The sequence below is a fragment of the Jiangella anatolica genome, from assembly GCF_003236295.1.
In the GTDB taxonomy this organism is placed as follows: domain Bacteria; phylum Actinomycetota; class Actinomycetes; order Jiangellales; family Jiangellaceae; genus Jiangella; species Jiangella anatolica.
The window spans coordinates 1-17,269 of the sequence record NZ_POTW01000044.1; the positions used below are offsets into that span (position 1 = coordinate 1).

Below are 17,269 nucleotides of genomic sequence, written 5' to 3' on the forward strand. Positions count from 1 at the left end.
GGGAGACTCCCATCGCAGCGGCGATGTGGGCCTGGGGCCAGCCGGCCCGGTGGCGTTGAACGATCAGGCGGCGACCATGCACGGTCAGCCGGGCACTACCGTGGGACACGAGAACCTCCGGGTGGAGCGGGCCTTCGACAAGCCACATCCCATTCGGAGGTTCTCGTTCGTTCAACCAGGCTCGCCGCTACCAACGTCCTGGCCGGGTACAGCTAGCGCCGTACCGAGCGGCGTGCGGCGGCGACCTCGGCCTCGCCGTCCTGCTGTACGCGTGGAACTCCGACGTGTCTGCGGCCTTCTGGAGCACGATCGGACATCTCGAGATCGTGGTCCGGAATGCCATGCACGACCAGCTCACGGCGTGGTCGACCGGTCGGTTCGGCGAACCTCGCTGGTACAAGGACCCCGGTCGCCTGCTGAGCGACCGGGGTCGTCAGGACGTCGCCGAAGCACGCCGCCGCGCCACGGCCCGCGGCCGGATCGCCCACCACGAGCCCATACACAACCGCCCACTTCGCGAGCAGCACGTGGCCGCGATGACCGCCGCCAACTGGATCTGTCCGGTCTCGGCCGGCTGGATGGCCGGGCTGTCGTCCGTGCCGCAGGTATTGGAGCGACGACCCGGCCCGGCCTGAGCTCAACTCACCAGCTGGTACCCGAACTGCACCTCGAGGTCCTGCGCGCCGCTGGCTCCGGACACTCGCAGCCGCAGCCGCTTGGGCGCACTGACCGCGTCGACCGCCGGCGGCGCCGTCAGCTGGATGGTCTGCAGCGACGTCGTCGCGGCCTGCGCCGCGCCCGCAGTGGCGCCGCCGGCCTCGAGCTGGACGTTGCAGCTGCCGGCCCCGGTCACCCGGGTCACCCGGGTGATGCGGATGCGCTGGCCGTCCAGGTAGAGCAGGTTGGCGAAGTCGTACACGCCGTCGGCGACGGCGCCGGGGACGCGGGCGGTCAGCCGGCCGTCGAGCTGCTCCATGCCCTTGTTGCCGAAGATCCGGGTCTGCGCGTTCTGCGTCCCGTTGATCAAGTAGGGCGCGACCGGGTTGCCGGCGAGGTCGTTGTTGCTGATCAGCACGTCGGGCGCGGCGCTGATCAGGCCGTAGTCCTGACGGTGGAGGCCCTCGGCCAGTCGACCGAGGATGTTGCCGGTGACGACCACCTTCGAGGCGGTGGGCCGGATGTTGATGCCGGTGCCGGTGCGCACGGCCAGGCCGCCGCCGCTGTAGGTGCCGCCCAGCGACGCGCCGATGAGGTCGACGCGGGTGGCGTCGATGACGGTGACCTCCCAGGTGCCGTTGGCGCCAACGGCCCCGCCGACCTGCTCGATGCGGATGCGGTCCCCGGTCTCCCAGCCGTGCGCGGCAGCGGTGGTGACCCGGACGCCACCGGAGCCGTTGCTCGCCACGCCGGTGATCGCGAGACCGTAGTCGAGGTGGGCGAAGCGGCCGTTGTTGCCGATGGTGCAGCCGGTGATGGTGACCCGGGTCGAGGCGATGTCGATGCCGTTGCGGCCCGAGCCGCGGATCACGCAGCCGGTGAACAGCGCACCGCCGGTGAACGTCTCGAGGATGCGGACGTTGTCGAACACGCCGTCGCAGGAGATGTAGCAGTTGGCGAACTTCGCCTGCGCGCCCTTCTCCAGGAGCACCGGGTAGCCGTAGCCGTTCTCGAACCCGCCGCCCTCGAAGTACAGGAACTTCGGCAGGCTCTTGTCGTCGGGCGTCGGGTCACCGGGACGGGGCTGGATGGTGTTGCGCATCCAGATGCCGTGCCGCCCGAACAGGATCGCGACCCCGATGAACTTGATCGACCCGCCCAGGCCGTCGATGACGACGTTGTCGGTATTGCGGTTCGCGGTGCCGGCCGCGATGGCGCACTCGACGAACTCGACCGGGTCCGCCCGGGACTCGTCGGACTCGCCGTTGAGCAGGATCACCTGCTCGCCGTGGAACTCGTTCCAGACGCAGTTGAGGAACCGCACGGTGTTGCACGAGCGCAGCAGGATGCCGTTGTAGCCGAGCCGGGACCGCACGTTCTGGAACGTCAGCATGTAGTTGCCGTCGTCCTTCTCCGGGCCGATCCGCTCGGTGCGGATCATGTACCCGCCCTTGAGGTCGACGCCCTGGAGCTGCAGGTCGCGGAAGCCGCCGCCGTGGCAGCCGGCGAGCACGAAGCCGTCGGCGGTGCCGGTCGCGATGAGGTACTGGGTCCCGGTGTCGAGGGAGTCGGTCGGGCCGACGCCGCGGAAGGTGATGGGCACCCGCTCGACCCGGATGGTCTGCTGGATGCGGATCTTGCCGGGGCCGAACTCGATGATGCCGCCGGTCGGCAGCGCGTCGACGGCCTTCTGGACGCGGGCGGAGTCGTCGACGTCGCCGACGCCCAGACAGCCGAAGTCGGCGAGGTTCAGGGTGGTCGAGGCGGGGCGCTTCCACCGGCCGGTGGCGACGCCGGCGACGGCGAAGATGGTGCCGTCGTTCTCCGGCTCGGTGGAGGTGGCGTCCCAGTACAGCAGGCCGCCGCCGATGCCGGGAATGTCCTTCCAGTAGCCGAGCAGGTGGACCCGCTCACCGTGGACCGAGCCGGCCACCAGGTCCAGGTGGTGGTCGACGGTCTGGATGGCGGCCAGCGCGGCGCGTGGGGCGGCGGCCGCGGACGGCGCGAGAGCGGCGCCGCCGGCGGCGGCCAGGCCGGCGACTCCGATGGCGGACAACCCGCGGCGGCTGATCGTGCGTTCACCTGTGCTCATGCGATCACTCCTTCGTGAGGGCGTGGCGAGACGACGGGCGCGCGGGGGACGCGCCCGACGGGTGTGAACAGATCCGAGCGGTGGGACGGACAGCGACGGCGGGCGGCTCAGCCCTTGACCGCGCCGATGAGCATTCCCTTCGCGAAGTGGCGTTGCAGGAACGGGTAGACGAGGGCGATCGGGACCAGGCTGATGACGAGGATCGCCATCTGCAGGGACTGCGCCGGCGGCATCACGGTGCCGGCGATGTCCGCGGTGTCGACGCCGAACGCGGCGTTGTCGACGACGTAGGTGCGCAGCACCAGCTGCAACGGCCACTTCTCGGTGTCGTTGATGTAGAGGACGGCGTTGAAGAACGCGTTCCAGTAGGCGACGGCGTTGAACAGCCCGATCACCGCGATGACCGCCTTCGACAGCGGCAGCACGATGCGGGTGAGGATCTGCAGCTCGTTCGCGCCGTCGATGCGCGCGGCGTCGACCAGCTCGCCGGGGATCTCCTGGAAGAACGCTCTCATGATGATCACCTGGAACGCCCCGACCATCGTCGGCAGGATCAGCGACCAGTAGGAATCGAGCAGCCCCAGCTGCCGCACCGTCAGGTATGTCGGGATCATGCCCGGGGTGAAGAACAGCGTGAACAGGACGGTGAGCAGGATCGGCTTGTGCAGGAAGCTGCCGGCCCGGCTCAGCGAGTACGCGAGCAGCGTGACGCAGGTGAGCGACAGCGCCGTCCCGGCGACCGTGATGCCGATGGAGACCATCAGCGCCCGGCTCACCACGCCGCCGGAGAGGATCGCCCGGTAGGCGTCGAGGTTGGGCCGCTCCGGCCAGAGCACGTAGCCGCCGGCCTCGGTGACCTGCTGCTGGTCGGCCAGGCTGGTGGACACGACGGCCAGGAACGGCAGGATCACCAGGGCGCAGGCGATCAGCAGCACGATGCCCTTGAGGCCGCGGACGGGCAGGCCCGGCTGTGGCGTCCCGGCGATCATGCGTTGCCGCCGGGCCCGGCCGCCGTCGCCGCGTCGCTCGTCGCGGATGATCGTGTCGGTCACTTCGAGTACACCCCTCTCTCGCCGAGCAGGTGCGCGACCTTGTTGGCGCCCAGCACCAGGACGACGCCGACCAGCCCCTTGACCAGGCCGACCGCCGCCGACACGCCCCAGTTCCCGCCGATGACGCCGTTGAAGTAGACGTAGGTGTCCAGCACTTCCGCGGCGTCGGCGCCGACCTGTTGCTGCTGCAGCAGGATCTGTTCGAAGCCGACGGTCAGCACGTCGCCGAGCTTGAGGATGAGCAGCAGCACGATCACGCCGCGGATGCTCGGCAGCGTGACGTGCCACAGCTGCCGCAGCCGGGACGCGCCGTCGACCGCGCTGGCCTCGTACAGCTCCATGTCGACCCGCGACAGCGCGGCCAGGAAGATGATCGTTCCCCAGCCGGCGTCCTTCCAGATCACCTGCGACGTGATCAGCGTGAGGAACATGTCCGGGTTGCCGAAGATCGACAGCGTGGCCCAGTCGTGCGAGCGGAGGAAGTTGTTCAGCAGGCCGGCGTTGCCCAGCATGTGCTGGAAGATCGCGACGACGACCACCCACGACATGAAGTGCGGCAGGTACAGGATCGACTGCGCCACCCGCTTGAGCCGCTCGCTGAGCATCGAGTTCAGCAGCAGCGCCAGCGCGATCGGCACCGGGAACACGACCACGATCTGCACGAACGAGATGACCAGCGTGTTCGTCAGCGCGTTGACGAACGCCGGGTCGCCGTTGAGGATCACGTCGAAGTTGTCGAACCCGACCCACGGCGAGTCCCAGATGCCGATGTAGGGCTGGTAGTCCTTGAACGCGATGACGTTGCCGATGAGCGGCACGTAGTTGAACAACAGCACGACCAGCAGCCCTGGCACGCCGAGCAGCAGCAGGAACCGGTCGCGGCGGAACCGCACCCGGCGCGACGCGCGCGGGCCGTGCGCGCCCGCCGGCCCGGCCCCGTGCGTCCGGCCGGCGCCGTCGCCCCCACGGGTCCCGGCTCCCCGGCCGGTCCCGCGTCCCAGGCCGAGCCGGCGCCATCGGCCCGGCCGGGGGTCCCGGCCGGCGGCCGACGTCGTCTCTAGCTCTGTGGCCATGCTGCCTCCATCGCGCTCGCCCGGTCGCTCAGTGTGCCTCGGCGAACGCGGCCTCGAGCTCGGCGCGGACCTCGTCGCCGCCCTGCCGGCGCCAGTTGTCCACGACGGTGTCCCAGTACTCGATCGGCTGCCGACCGGCGATGATCTCCAGCGCGCCGTCGTCGGCGATCTTCGTCAGCTGGCCGCCCTTGTTGACGCTGGCGTCGGAGTACAGGCCCTCGGCGGCACTGCGCACGATGTTCGGGATGGCGGCCTCCTGGTAGGCGCGCTGCGCGTCGACCCGGGCGCGGTCGCGCGGGCCGAGCACGTGCGGGGAGTCGGCAACGTACTCCAGCGGCACCTTGACCTCGGTGTCGCCCTGCGCGGTGCGGACCGGTGCGCCGTTCTCCATCGTGTAGTGGGTGCCCTCGATGCCGAACTTGCGGAACATGAACTCGCTGGTGCCCAGCGGAGCCGCCAGCCAGTTGCACAGCGCCAGCAGCTGCTGGATGCGCTCGGGGTCGGCCTTCTTGAACGCGGTGTAGCCGAAGCTGGTGGCGCCGGCCCGGACCACGCCGGGGCCGCCGCCGTCGAACTTCGGCGCCTGCACGGCGCCGACCTCGACCGGGTAGGTGTCGGCCAGGATGTCCCAGCCGGCGTAGCCGTCGGAGCGGAACGCCAGCGTCCCGTTGCCGAACAGCTCGCGCTCCTGCAGCTTGCCGCCGATCGCGTCGGGGTGGAACACGCCGGCCTGCACCAGCTCGGCGGTGCGGGCGATGGCCTCCTTGCGCTCCTCGGTCTCGTGCTCGGAGGTGAAGGCGCCGCCCTCCTCCTTCCACGCGTTCGGGACGCCGAGCATGTTGCCGACGAACGTGATGACGTTCTTGCCGTTGCCGGTGTCGCCGCCACCGAACGCCCACCGGTTGTTCGCGGCGTCGGTGAGGCCCTCGGCCAGCTCCCTGAACTCGGCGAAGTCGGCCGGCTCGGGGTTCAGACCACGCTCGGCGATGAGGTCGGCGCGGGAGAAGAAGATCGTGCCGACGACGGCGCGCGGGATCGGCACCGCGTAGATGCCGCCGCCGTAGACCATGTTCGGCCACGAGTCGGCCGGGATGTTGGCCAGGAACGGGTACTCGTTCACCGCGTCGCCGGAGAGGAACTCCGTCAGGTCCGCGCACAGCCGAGTGAGCACGTCGGAGCGGTTCGCCAGCGTCGTGTTGATCAGCATGATGTCGGGCAGGTCGCCGCCGGCGAACACGGTCGCCAGCTTGTTCGGGTAGTCCGCCTGCGGCGTCATCGTGAGGTTCAGGTCGGTGCCGACCCGGGTGTTGAGCTCCTGCCAGTAGGCGTTGTCGCCGGCGGCCGGCGGCAACGGGCCGAGCAGGCTGGTGAGGATCTCGACCGGCTCGGCGCCGGCCAGCGGCGGCGAGCTGAACGCGTCGACCGGCGTCGGATAGCTGTAGAAGCCGGCCATGACGCCTTCCGGGGTGGCCGGCAGGTCGGGGCTGACCTGGTCCCACGGCGTGTAGGTGGGCAGCCGAACCGCGTTGTTGGCCGACGCGGCGTCGGACGGGCTCGTCCCGCCTTCGCCGCCGCACGCGGAGAGCAGGCTGGGCGCCGCCACGACGGCGGCCAGGCCGCCGGTGACCTCGAGGAACCGCCTGCGACTGATACGCATGTCACTCATGGGCCTACTCCGATCATGCTCTGAATGAGGGTCCGGGCCGGGTCCAGCAGGGCGAGGTCGACGGCGTCGGCCATCGCCTGGTAACCGGCCGGGGTGAGGTGCACGCCGCCGCCGGAGTCGTACTCGGCACGCAGCCGCTGCGGATTCGCCGGGTCGCGGACGGCGAGGTCGAAGTCGACGCCGCCGCCGGCACGCACGGCCGCGTTGACCTCCTCGCGGATCGCTTCCTTCTGTTCGGTCCAGCTGGCCGAGCCCAGCCACGGCGTGATGGTGCCGCAGAGGAGCCCGATGCCGAGCATCCCGAGCCGCTCGCCGAGCTGACGGTACGCGGCGAGCAGGTCGCCGGCGGTGGCCGCCTTCCCACTCGCGATGTCGTTGATGCCTTCGACCAGCACGACCGCGTACACGCCGGGGTGCGACAGCACGTCGCGGTCCAGCCGCGCCTGGCTGCTGGGCGAGGCGCCGTCCCACAGCACGCGGTTGCCGGAGATGCCGGCGTTGACGACGCCGACGGCGGCCGTCGCGGTGTTCGCCAGCAGCCGGCGGGCGAGGAAGTCGGGCCAGCGCTGGTTGGTGCCGGACACCGAGCCCACGCCGTCGGTGATGGAGTCGCCGAGGCAGACGACGGTGCCGCCGGCCGCGCCGGTCTCGACCGTCACCTCGTCGATCAGGTACCACTGCGAGATCGGCGTGACGTACGCGGTCGCCGACTCGTCGGCGGCGTGGTCGCCGTCGATGCTCAGGTAGGAGCGCTGGGCGGCGATGCTGTGCCCGGTGACGTTCGCGACCGGGGTGGCGACGTGGACGCTGACGGCGAGGTCGGCCTGCGCCGGCAGCGTGAGGTCGACGGGGTCGCCGAGGACGACGGCGCCGGCGGCGATCGTGATGGTGGTCGCGCCGCCGAACGTCACCGCCTTGTTGGTGCCCGGGGTGACGGCGCCGCCGCCGGCGTGCAGGCCGAGGTGGACCGGGCCGACGGTGATCGGCTCGGCGCCGGCCACGTTGGACAGCCGGACCCGCGGGCTCGTGCCGCCGACGCTGGTGCGCACGATGAACCGGCCGGTGCGGCCGCCGAACGTGACGCCGTCGAGGCCGTAGGCTCCGGCGCCCCAGGTGCCGGCACGCATGGTGGCCGCCGCGCGGGCCGCGCCCTGGGTCCGGGCCGGAGTCGTCGCGGCCGCCGGCGTGCCGCCCGCCAGTGCGCCGCCGGCCACCAGGGCCGTCGTGCCGGCGACGAAACTGCGTCGTCTCATCGCGCTCCCTCCTGTCCGCGCAGCAGTACGGAGACGACCTCCCACGGCCGCAGCTCGACGACCGGCGCGCCGGAGTCGTCGACCGGCAGCGGGCCGGTCTCGCGCTCGTCGGCCAGGCAGCGGACGGCGCCGCCGGCGGCCGGCAGCCGGACGGTGCCGCCGTCGCCGCCGAGGTCCTGCAGCCGCAGCAGCAGGCCGGAGCGGTCGCGGGACTCCGCCACCGTCGCGTGTGTCCACGGCGGCAGATCGAGGTCGAGCAGCGACGCGCTGGTCGCCGGCAGCGGCCGCGGATCGGTGTCGAACTTGTCCAGCCGGGTCACCTCGGAGACGACGGCCGGGCTGCGGACCTCGCGGCCGAACCGCCCGGCGGCCGCCGGGTCGTGCGCCGGGAGCGGGGTGAAGGCGTACCACAGGGTCAGCTCGCCGTCCTGCTCCGGCGGGGTGTTGGTCGGCCAGTAGTTGTTCATCACCCAGGACAGGACGCTGCCGCTCGCCGGCTCGAAGCGCTCCGGCCAGGCGCCGCGGACGATGTCGCCCGCGGTGAACAACGGCGCGTCGGCGCTGGTCCAGGCCACGGCCGGGCCGCCCGGCGCCGACTCGACGACGACGCCGTACTGGGTGGTGAACCACTCGTGGCAGGCGCCGGGCGCGTGGTCGGCGGCCGGGTCGATCCAGCCCTGCTGGCGGTCGTAGTGGAAGCGGGGCGCGTCGGCGGCGAACGGGAACGCGACGTACACGGACTCCTTGGCCAGCTCGCGCTCCTTGGTCAGCCGCACGGTGACGTCGACCCGGTCGCTGCCGTCGCGGAGGAACACGTCGGCCTCGATGCTCGGCAGGCTCGGCGCGGCCCCGACGGTGCGCAGCCGCCAGCCGTCGTGGGTCCGGCGCACCCCGACGGGCCGCATGGTCGCGGCGGTCACGGTGAGCTCGGGTGGATCGGCGGCCGGGCGGCGGCCGGACAGCGTGCTGCGCGGCGCCGGCGGATGCAGGTGCGGCGTGCCGGAGTGCGCGATCCCGGCGTGTGGATCGGTGCCGCGGGTCAGCTCGTCGGGGCCGTTCAGCACGTAGAGCACCTGGCCCAGCCGCCAGGGCGCGCCGTCGTCCAGGAGCGACCGCCCGGTCGGCCGGTGGGTCAGCCCGGTGACCGTCCCGGTGGCGGGGTCCAGGTCCACCCGCCACCGGGGCGTCTCCAGGACCGCCGGGACCGGCTGCCAATCGTCTTCGGCGGCCGTGTCCGTGGCGCCGGCGGCCGAGCCGTCCTCCTCGCCGGGCGAGAGCGTGCGCCCGGCGCCCAACGGCACCGTCCGGTAGCCGAACGGCGGCACGTCGGGCACGGTGAGCCGGTACCTGAGCAGTCCGTCGCAGTCCGCCAGCACCTCGCCGTCGAGGGTGCCGGCCGGCGCCTCGACCTCGATCTCGACGTCGCGGGCCCAGCCGAGCGGGTTGTAGGCGAGCACCGTCGGGCCGTCGGTGGTGACGAGCTCGCCGAGCTGGCTCAGCGCCCGCCGGGTCTCATCGATCGCCGTCCGGTAGCCCGTGTGCACCTGGTGCCGCTTCCAGTCCAGCTGGTCGCCGACCTGCTCACCGTGCGGATGCGCGTTGGCGTGCGACCACGTCCAGGTGTGCTCGCTGCCGTACAGCACGCCGTCCCAGGCGGCGTCGAGCGCGGGCCGGTTCGGCCGGTACGTGTCGTCGGCGCGGGCGACCAGCGCGGCCAGCGCCTCGGCGGCCGGCAGCGCGACCTGCGCCCGCCGATGCTCGGCGACGACGACGGCGCCGGTGCCGACGCCGTCCTCCCAGTAGCTGCCGCCGTCGCCGCGCCAGACCGGCAGCCGGTCGTCCAGCGGGCGGACCGCGTCGAGGTAGCCGGCCATCGTCGAGACGGCGACCCGCGGCCAGGCGTAGACGGCGTTCCAGCGGGCGGCGAACGCGGCGTCGCCGTCGGCGAGGTCCTCGTTGTCGGCGTGGGTGCCGATAACGGGGAGGTCCTGCGGCAGGTAGTCGTCGCGCTCGTACCGGTCGAGCAGCCGGACCAGCGCGTGCGCGCCGCCGGCCACGGTCTGCGGGTCGCCGGCCATGAACCGCAGCTGCGAGTACGTGTCGGAGAAGTGCGTGAGCACCCGCGACCCGTCGACGCCCTCCCACTGGACCGGGCTGGCGAGGTGCTGCACGTCGCTGTCGGCGTTGCCGCCGCGATGGTGGTTCTCGATCCCGACGAACGCGTCGATGCCCAGCGCCCGCAGCATCGACGGGACCGCCGCACTGTAGGACGGCACGTCGGTGAGGTTCGCGTAACTGACCGGCACCCCGTAGTCGTCGCGCAGCCGGGCGGCCAGGTACGCCGCGCGGTACACCTCCTCCAGGCTGGCGATGCCGGACAGGAAGAGGTTGTGGAACGCGTTCACGGACAGCCGGCCGGAACGCAGCGCGTCGAGCACCCGCTGCGACCGCTTCTCCGACCGCGTCGCCAGGTACTGCCCGACCACCAGCGAGCCGTCGACGGAGAACGCGAACGCGTCGTCGCGATCCAGCGCGTCGAGCGCGCGGTCGAGGTTGCGGCTGTGCAGCTCGAGCACCTTGCCCTGCACGTCGGTGTAGCCGACGTCGAGGTGCACGTGCGGGATCAGGTGGACGGTCCACTTGCGCTGCGGCGCGAGGGTGAACGCCGCGGCCGGGGCGTCGCCGATGGTGACGGTGGCGCCGGTGGGCCCGGTCAGCTCGGCGACCGGGAGGCGGACCCGGACCTGGCCGAAGTCGCGGCCGGCGCGGCGCAGGTCGAGCGCGTGCGACTCGGCGCCGACGGTGACGGTGGCGGCCGCGGGCCACGGCGCGCCCGCCGCGACGTCGACCGTCAGCTCGGCCAGTTGCCCGCCGCTCAGCGGGTAGAGCGGGGTGGCCCGCAGCTGGGTGCTCGACGGGGCCGGTGGCGCGGCCGCGCCGGCCGGCGTGAGCGTGAGGCTCCGCCACGTGATGCCGCTGCCGAAGTGGTGCCCGAACTGCTCGCGATGCCGCCCGCCCCGGGCGTCGGCAGGCACGTCCACAGGGCCGGTCGCCGCCGCCGGGTCCAGCGTCGTCGTCATCGCCAGCACGTGCTCGCCGGCGCCGAGCCAGGCCGCCGGCAGCGGCACCTCCAGCAGCACCGAGCCGGCGATCGGGCCGTGCCGGTACACCTCGCTGCGGTCCTCGCGCCGCACCGCCGGGTGGAACAGGCCCCGGTGCACACCGTCGAGCTCGATCAGCAGGTCGGGGCAGGGGCCGTGGCCGGCGTCGAACTCCAGCCGCAGCACGTGGGCATCCGCCGTCGCCACGGTGAACGCCAGCTCGACCCGGTGGTCCCGCCAGCCGGCGGCGGCGTCGAGCGGTCCCGGCTGGAACGCCGGGACCTCGACTCCAGGGGTCGCGAGGATCATGCCGCCGCCTCCAGCTCGGGCAGCTCCAGCACGGAACCGCGCTCGGACAGCGCCGCGGCCAGGGAGGCGTAGTCGTAGTCCTGAACGGCCCGCCCGGTGCGCAGCGACTGCGCGGCCAGCTCGCCGGCGGCCTCGCCGAGCATCCCGTAGGTGGGCTCCATCCGCGGCGACAGGATGCCGACGTGGCTGGCGGAGAAGCAGACCGGGACGGCGAGGTTCTCGACGCTCCCCCGCGCCGGGAACAGGCTCTCGGCCGGGAGCTGGTAGAGATCGGCCGGCGCGTTGACGAACGAGCCCGTGGTCGAGCCCTCGCCGACGATCGTGTCGTCGCCCTCCGGGTAGTACTGCACGATGTGGCAGTCCAGCCCGTACTGCCAGCAGCACACCGCGGTGGGCTTGGTGTTGTTCGGCCGCTGGGTGTCGTGCTCGGTGAACACGTGCTCGCCGACCATCCGGCGCGCCTCACGCACGTAGAGCGCGTGCGGGAAGCCGGCGCCGTGGGGACTGTCGGTGAACTCGTCCGGCGGCAGGCCGAACGTGCGCGCGTCGGCGCGGAACGACTCCGGCAGCGACGGGTCGTTGGCCAGGAAGTAGAGCATGCCCTGGTGCCAGCGGACCTGCTCGGCGATGATCTCGTCGCGCCGCTTCCAGCCGCCGTCGGGATAGTCCCAGTTGACGCCGGGCAGGTCGAAGCCGATGAACAGCGCCTGGTTGGTCTGGAACTTGCCATGCGGGAGCGCGGCGGTGTGCGTGACGATCGAGGACAGCCCCGGGATGCCGCGCTGCGTCAGCAGGCTGCCGAGGTGCCGGTAGAGCGCGGGGTCGTAGCCGTCGGGCTTGGGGAACGGCAGCCGGTCGGCGGCGCGGGTCAGCACGCCGCGGAAGTTGTACGCCTGCACCTTCGCGTCGCCGTCGCCGGGCGCGGAGTCGGGCACCGGGCCGACCGGGAAGCCGGTGTTCGGCCGGAAGGACCGGATGCGGTGCGCGCGGGCCGGCTGGAACCCGGCGTATGCCTCGCCGTACTGCGAGGCCGGCTCGCGGCCGACGGCGTACGGCACGCCCGCGGCCGCCATCAGGTCGCCCTCGTAGGAGGCGTCGACGAAGAAGCCGGCCCGGCGCCAGCCGTCGTCGGTGCGGACGGCGACGATGCGGCCGCCGCGCACCTCGACGTCGCCGGCGTCGTGGATGCGCGCGTTGAGCAGCACCGTCGCACCGGCCTCGTCGAGCAGCCGCCACGCGACCCGCTCGGCCACCTTCGGCTCGAACAGGTACTGCGCCTTCGGGTCGTCGAGGCCATCGGCGGCGTACTCCGCGCCGATGCCGGCGAAGAACCGGTCCTGCGTCAGCCCGGCCAGCGCCGCCGGCACGCCCGGGGTGTCGGACTTCACCAGCCCGCCGGCGACGATGCCGCCGACGTGGCCGGTCGGCTCCAGCACCAGGCTGGTGTAGCCGCGCAGCTTGAGCCGCAGCGCGGCCATGATGCCGGCCAGCGTCGCGCCATAGACGACGACGTCGGGATCGGCCGTCTCGGTCATGGGCGCACCCGCCGTTCCGGCAGCGCCAGGACCGGCGTGGCGTTCTTCCTCGTCTGCGACGGCCGGGTGCGCCGGATGTCGTCGGGCCAGGCCACCGGCGCGCCGATGGTGCCGGTGAGCAGCCGCTGCAGGTCCTCGACCCGGTTCGGCGCGTCGCCGACGGCGTGCGGCTCGGTGCCCTCGCGGTGGCACAACGCGGCCAGCGCGCCGACCGCCTCGCCGATGGTCCACTCGACCGGGTGCAGCCGGTAGCAGCCGTTGGTGATGTGGGTGGTGCCGATGTTCTTGTTCGCGGGCAGCAGGTTGCGCACCCGGACCGGGAGCAGCGCGCCGAGCGGGAGCTGGAACGGGTAGGTCTCGAGGTTGACGTAGTTGACGCCGGCGGCGCTCGGGTGCAGGTCGATGTTGTAGTGCCCGACCCCGACGGAGTCGGCGAACTGCTCCGCGCCCTCGCCTTCGGGCCGGTCGATGACCGCGACGTGCTGTTCCAGCACGGTGAACCGGGCCTTGATGCGGCGCGCCTCGCGGATGTAGGCGTACTTCGCCAGGCCGTCGTCGGTGCCGGTCAGGTCGGGCCGCAACGTCAGACCGGGGTAGCCGGTGCCGCCGTCGGGCCGCGGCGCCTCGGTCTGCATCCAGCGCAGGTACGACAGGGACAGCTCCTTGCAGCGCTGCAGCGCCTTCTCCCGCGCGGCGTCGTCGACCTCCGCGCCCAGCAGCGGCGCCTCCCAGTAGTCGATGTTCGGCCAGTTCACCAACGAGATGTCGGTGTCGACGACGTCGCGGCGGAACTGCGTGCGGGCCCGGATGCGGCGGAAGTGCCAGAGGTCGGGCAGGCGGACGGCGTCGAGGTCACCCTCGAAGATGCGGTTGACCTTGCCCGACATCGTGTGGATGTCGATCTTCTCCCAGGACAGCTGGGGTCCCGGCCAGAACGGGTCGACGTGGGTCTTCCAGTGGTCGTAGGAGGCCGGCTTCGCGATGGTGTGGTCCTCGCCCGGCCGGTACTCCAGCGGGAAGCACCAGGTGATGGCCTGCTGGTCGGTGGGGTCGGCCTCCGGCGCGGCGTACGGCTCGCCGGTCTGGTCCTGCGACTCCGCGCCGATGACGTGCTCGACGCCGGCCAGCTCCAGCAGGTCGCCCAGCTCGGTGGCGTCGACGACGAGCGGCGCGGTGGCGGTGACGGTCTCGCCCGTGCGGGTGTCGCGCAGCGTCACGGCGGTGACGCGGTCGCCGTCCACCTCGGCCGCGACCGGGACGTGGTGGTAGCGCACGCCGATGCGGCCGGCGGAGATCCAGCCGGCCAGCAGCTCGTCGATGACCGCGACGCCGACCCGCGGCTCGTGGCACAGCTTGCTGACGTTGCCCAGACCCGGGTTGAGCGTGGGGTCGGCGGCCGCCTCCGGGGTCAGCGGGTAGTTGCGGCGGTAGTAGTCGCGGATGCGGCCGCGCAGCGCGGCGTAGCCGGACGAGACGTGCGGGGTCTCGATCCACGGGTGCTCGTCGGACGGCACCGCCTGCGCCGTGAGCTGACCACCGAGCCAGTCGGTCTCCTCGGTGAGCAGGACCCGCAGGCCGAGCGTCGCGGCCGTCAGCGCCGCCGCGACGCCGCCGAGGCCGCCTCCGACGACCAGCAGGTCCGTCCTCAGTTCCGTCACAGCCGACCCCTCGCTCCCGGTGCTGATATTTGCTGATGTCGTGTCCGCCACAATGTTTCGGTCACGCTACAGCCAGGTCCCCGGCCGATGTCAAGAGCAATCGTCGCGGGTCGTTCGCATCGATGACGGTGCTGATATCAGCGATGGACAATGGTCGGCTGCTGATGCTACAACCGGACCATGACGCCCGAACCCGCCCTGCCCGGCCTGCGCTACTACCACCCCGCGGCCGGCCCGCCCGAGGTCATCGAGGCCGACGTGGTCGTCTACGGTGCGACGTCGGGCGGTGTCACGGCGGCCGTGCGCGCGGCCCGCGGCGGGCTGTCGGTCGTGCTGCTGGCCTTCGGCGACCACGTCGGCGGCATGACGACCGGCGGGCTCGGCACCACCGACGTCGGCGACGCGGCCACCGTCGGCGGGCTGGCCCGGTCGTTCTACGACGACGTCGCCGCGGCCTACGGCGCGCCGGCCCCGCACTGGGACGTCGAGGCGCACGTCGGCGAGGAGATCTTCGAGCGCTGGCTGGCCACCGCCGGCGTGACGGTGCGCCGGCGGCGGCATCTGGCCTCCGTCGATCTGGACGGCGACCGGCTCACCGAGCTGCGCACCGACGACGGCGGCCGGTACCGCGCCAGGGTCTTCGTCGACGCCTCCTACGAGGGCGATCTGCTGGCCGCGGCCGGCGTCACGTACACGCTCGGCCGCGAGGCGACGTCGGTCTACGAGGAGTCGGTCGCGGGCGTGCAGCACAGCATCAACCACCAGTTCCAGCTGCCGGTCGACCCCTACGTCGTGCCCGGCCGGCCGGACTCCGGCCTGCTGCCGGGCATCTCGCCGGACGAGTACGGAGAGGTCGGGTCGGGCGACCGGCGCATCCAGGCCTACAACTTCCGGCTGCACGTCACGACCGCGCCGAACCGGCTGCCGTTCCCCCGTCCGGCCGGCTACGACCCGAGCCGGTACGAGCTGCTGCGCCGCTACGTCGAGGCCGGCGGCTACGAGCTGTTCGGCCGCACCACCCGGGTCCGCGGCGACGTCTACGACATGAACAACCACGGCGCGTTCTCGTCGGACCACATCGGCGCGAACTACGACTGGCCGGAGGGCGACTACCAGCGGCGGGAAGAGATCTTCCAGGATCACGTGCGCTACCAGGCCGGGCTCCTGCACTTCCTGGCCACCGATCCGGGACTGCCGGCCGCGGTGCGGGCCGAGACGAACCGGTTCGGGCTGGCGCCCGGCGAGTTCGCCGACAGCTCGCACTGGCCGGCGCAGTTGTACGTCCGCGAGGCCCGGCGCATGGTGTCCGGCTACGTCGTCACCCAGCACGACGCGACGGGGGCGGCCGGCGCCGACGACCCGGTGGCGCTGGCGTCGTACGTCATGGACTCGCACAACGCCAAGCGCGTGCTCGTCGACGGGCAGCCCCGCAACGAGGGCAACGTCCAGCAGCCGCTGGCCGCCCCGTTCGGCGTGTCGTACCGGACGCTGGTGCCGCGGGCCGGCGAGTGCGCCAACCTGCTGGTCGCGTCGGCCATCTCCGCCTCGCACGTCGCGTTCGCGTCGGTCCGCATGGAGCCGGTGTTCATGATGCTCGGCGAGGCCGCCGGGGCCGCCGCGGTACTGGCGATCACCGATAAGGTCGCGTGCCAGGAGATCGAGTACGCCGCGCTCCGGCGCGACCTCGAGCTCGGCGGGGCGATCCTGGAGACGTCCGGGCGGACACAGACCACGGGGGTGACACGAGGGTGACGGATTCGGAGGAGCCGGCGGCGGAGCGCACGGAGGAGCCGGCGCCCAGGTCGCGGCAGTCCGACGTCGCACGCGAGGCCGGCGTCGCGCAGTCGACGGTGTCGATGGTGCTGACCGGCGCCGGCGACCTCAGTCGCATCTCGCCGGAGACCCAGCGCCGGGTGCACGACGCCGCCCGCAAGCTGAACTACATCCCGGCGACCCAGAGCGTGCGGATCACCGGCTGGCCGCATCGGCACGCCGCCTCACGGCGACCGCCCGCCACCCAGCCGCTGCTGCTGGGCGTGCACACGTTCGAGCCGATCTTCCCGACCAGCGCCCGCGACTACTACTTCGAGTTCCTGCGCGGCATCGAGGAGCAGGCCGGCATCGAGGGCCACAACCTGGTGCTGTTCACCGCGGCGCAGGACGAGGACGGCGTCCGGCGCATCTACCAGGGCGACTTCAACAGCCTGGGGCAGGCCACCGGCAGTCTGCTGCTGGGCCACCACACCCACCGCGACGACCTCGCCCGGCTGGCCATCGACCGCCACCCGTTCGTGTACATCGGCCACCGCGAAGTGCCCGGCGCCGAGATCGCCTACGTCGGCGGCGACTACCGCGCGGCCACGGTCCAGATCGTCGACGAGCTGGTCGCGATGGGCCACCGCAGCTTCGCCTACCTCGGCGAGACGCTGCGCGACGAGCCGCAGATCGACCGGTGGGACGGGTTCAGCAGCGCGCTCGGCCGGTTCGGGCTGCCGGTGCCGACGCCGGCGTTCGAGCGGCCGGAGGAGCTGACCGCGCAGTGGCTGGACGCCCAGCTGGAGCGGGGCACCACCGTCGTGATGATCGAGTCGGCGGCGCTGCTGCGGGTGCTGACGGCGATGGCGAGCCTGCGCGGGCTGTCGATCCCCGGCGACCTGTCGGTCGTCGTGCTGGTCGACGATCCCGGCGCCGAGCCCGGCGGACACGAGTGGGCGACCCTGCACGTGCCGCGCAACGCGATGGGCCGGCGTGCGGTCCGGCTGCTGACGTCGCTGATCACCGACCCGAACGGCGACTACGAGCGGCAGATCCTGCTGCCGTGCACGCACACGCTGGACGGCTCGGTCTCGCCGCCACGACGAGCCGCGACCTGA

At 72.5% G+C, this 17,269-nt stretch carries 11 protein-coding genes; 3 read left to right on the forward strand and 8 right to left on the reverse strand.

The genetic code is table 11. The features are described 5' to 3' along the window. Window positions 1-341 precede the first annotated feature (341 nt). Window positions 342-635: a hypothetical protein gene (locus C1I92_RS18005; RefSeq protein ID WP_146605187.1), complete on the forward strand. Its 294-nt coding sequence runs from the start codon at window positions 342-344 to the stop codon at window positions 633-635. Window positions 636-637: 2 nt separating this feature from the next. Here C1I92_RS18005 and C1I92_RS18010 read toward each other — a convergent pair whose 3' ends face one another. The 8 genes from C1I92_RS18010 to C1I92_RS18045 all read right to left on the reverse strand — a co-directional run bounded on the left by C1I92_RS18010 (window position 638) and on the right by C1I92_RS18045 (window position 14,396). Then, window positions 638-2,749, reverse strand: a complete 2,112-nt coding sequence (locus C1I92_RS18010) for a putative phage tail protein (protein ID WP_111256036.1) — start codon at window positions 2,747-2,749, stop codon at window positions 638-640. A 107-nt stretch (window positions 2,750-2,856) separates the two neighbouring features. Next, a complete protein-coding gene (locus C1I92_RS18015; protein WP_111256074.1) occupies window positions 2,857-3,738 on the reverse strand; it encodes a carbohydrate ABC transporter permease in 882 nt (293 codons plus the stop codon). 59 nt (window positions 3,739-3,797) lie between these two features. Continuing rightward, window positions 3,798-4,874 carry an ABC transporter permease gene (locus C1I92_RS18020; protein ID WP_199521337.1) on the reverse strand — a complete coding sequence of 359 codons (1,077 nt, stop codon included), beginning with the start codon at window positions 4,872-4,874 and terminating at the stop codon, window positions 3,798-3,800. A 28-nt stretch (window positions 4,875-4,902) separates the two neighbouring features. Further along, window positions 4,903-6,540 carry an extracellular solute-binding protein gene (locus tag C1I92_RS18025; protein ID WP_111256037.1) on the reverse strand — a complete coding sequence of 546 codons (1,638 nt, stop codon included), beginning with the start codon at window positions 6,538-6,540 and terminating at the stop codon, window positions 4,903-4,905. Next, window positions 6,537-7,793, reverse strand: a complete 1,257-nt coding sequence (locus C1I92_RS18030) for an SGNH/GDSL hydrolase family protein (protein WP_111256038.1) — start codon at window positions 7,791-7,793, stop codon at window positions 6,537-6,539. Before C1I92_RS18030 ends, C1I92_RS18025 begins: the two co-directional genes overlap by 4 nt. Beyond that, entirely contained in the window at window positions 7,790-11,203 is a 3,414-nt protein-coding gene (locus tag C1I92_RS18035; RefSeq protein ID WP_111256039.1) for a glycoside hydrolase family 38 N-terminal domain-containing protein, read from the reverse strand. The genes C1I92_RS18030 and C1I92_RS18035 overlap by 4 nt, the downstream gene beginning before the upstream one ends. Then, window positions 11,200-12,738 (reverse strand): FAD-dependent oxidoreductase, encoded by a 1,539-nt coding sequence (locus C1I92_RS18040; RefSeq protein ID WP_111256040.1) that lies wholly within the window; start codon window positions 12,736-12,738, stop codon window positions 11,200-11,202. Before C1I92_RS18040 ends, C1I92_RS18035 begins: the two co-directional genes overlap by 4 nt. Then, window positions 12,735-14,396: an FAD-dependent oxidoreductase gene (locus C1I92_RS18045; protein ID WP_111256041.1), complete on the reverse strand. Its 1,662-nt coding sequence runs from the start codon at window positions 14,394-14,396 to the stop codon at window positions 12,735-12,737. Before C1I92_RS18045 ends, C1I92_RS18040 begins: the two co-directional genes overlap by 4 nt. A 180-nt stretch (window positions 14,397-14,576) precedes the next feature. Between C1I92_RS18045 and C1I92_RS18050 the strand changes: the two genes are divergently transcribed. Continuing rightward, the gene (locus C1I92_RS18050; protein ID WP_111256042.1) at window positions 14,577-16,148 is read left to right on the forward strand and encodes an FAD-dependent oxidoreductase; all 1,572 of its coding nucleotides are present in this window, start codon (window positions 14,577-14,579) and stop codon (window positions 16,146-16,148) included. Beyond that, complete coding sequence (locus C1I92_RS18055; RefSeq protein ID WP_111256043.1) at window positions 16,145-17,269, forward strand: LacI family DNA-binding transcriptional regulator; 1,125 nt, start codon at window positions 16,145-16,147, stop codon at window positions 17,267-17,269. Before C1I92_RS18050 ends, C1I92_RS18055 begins: the two co-directional genes overlap by 4 nt.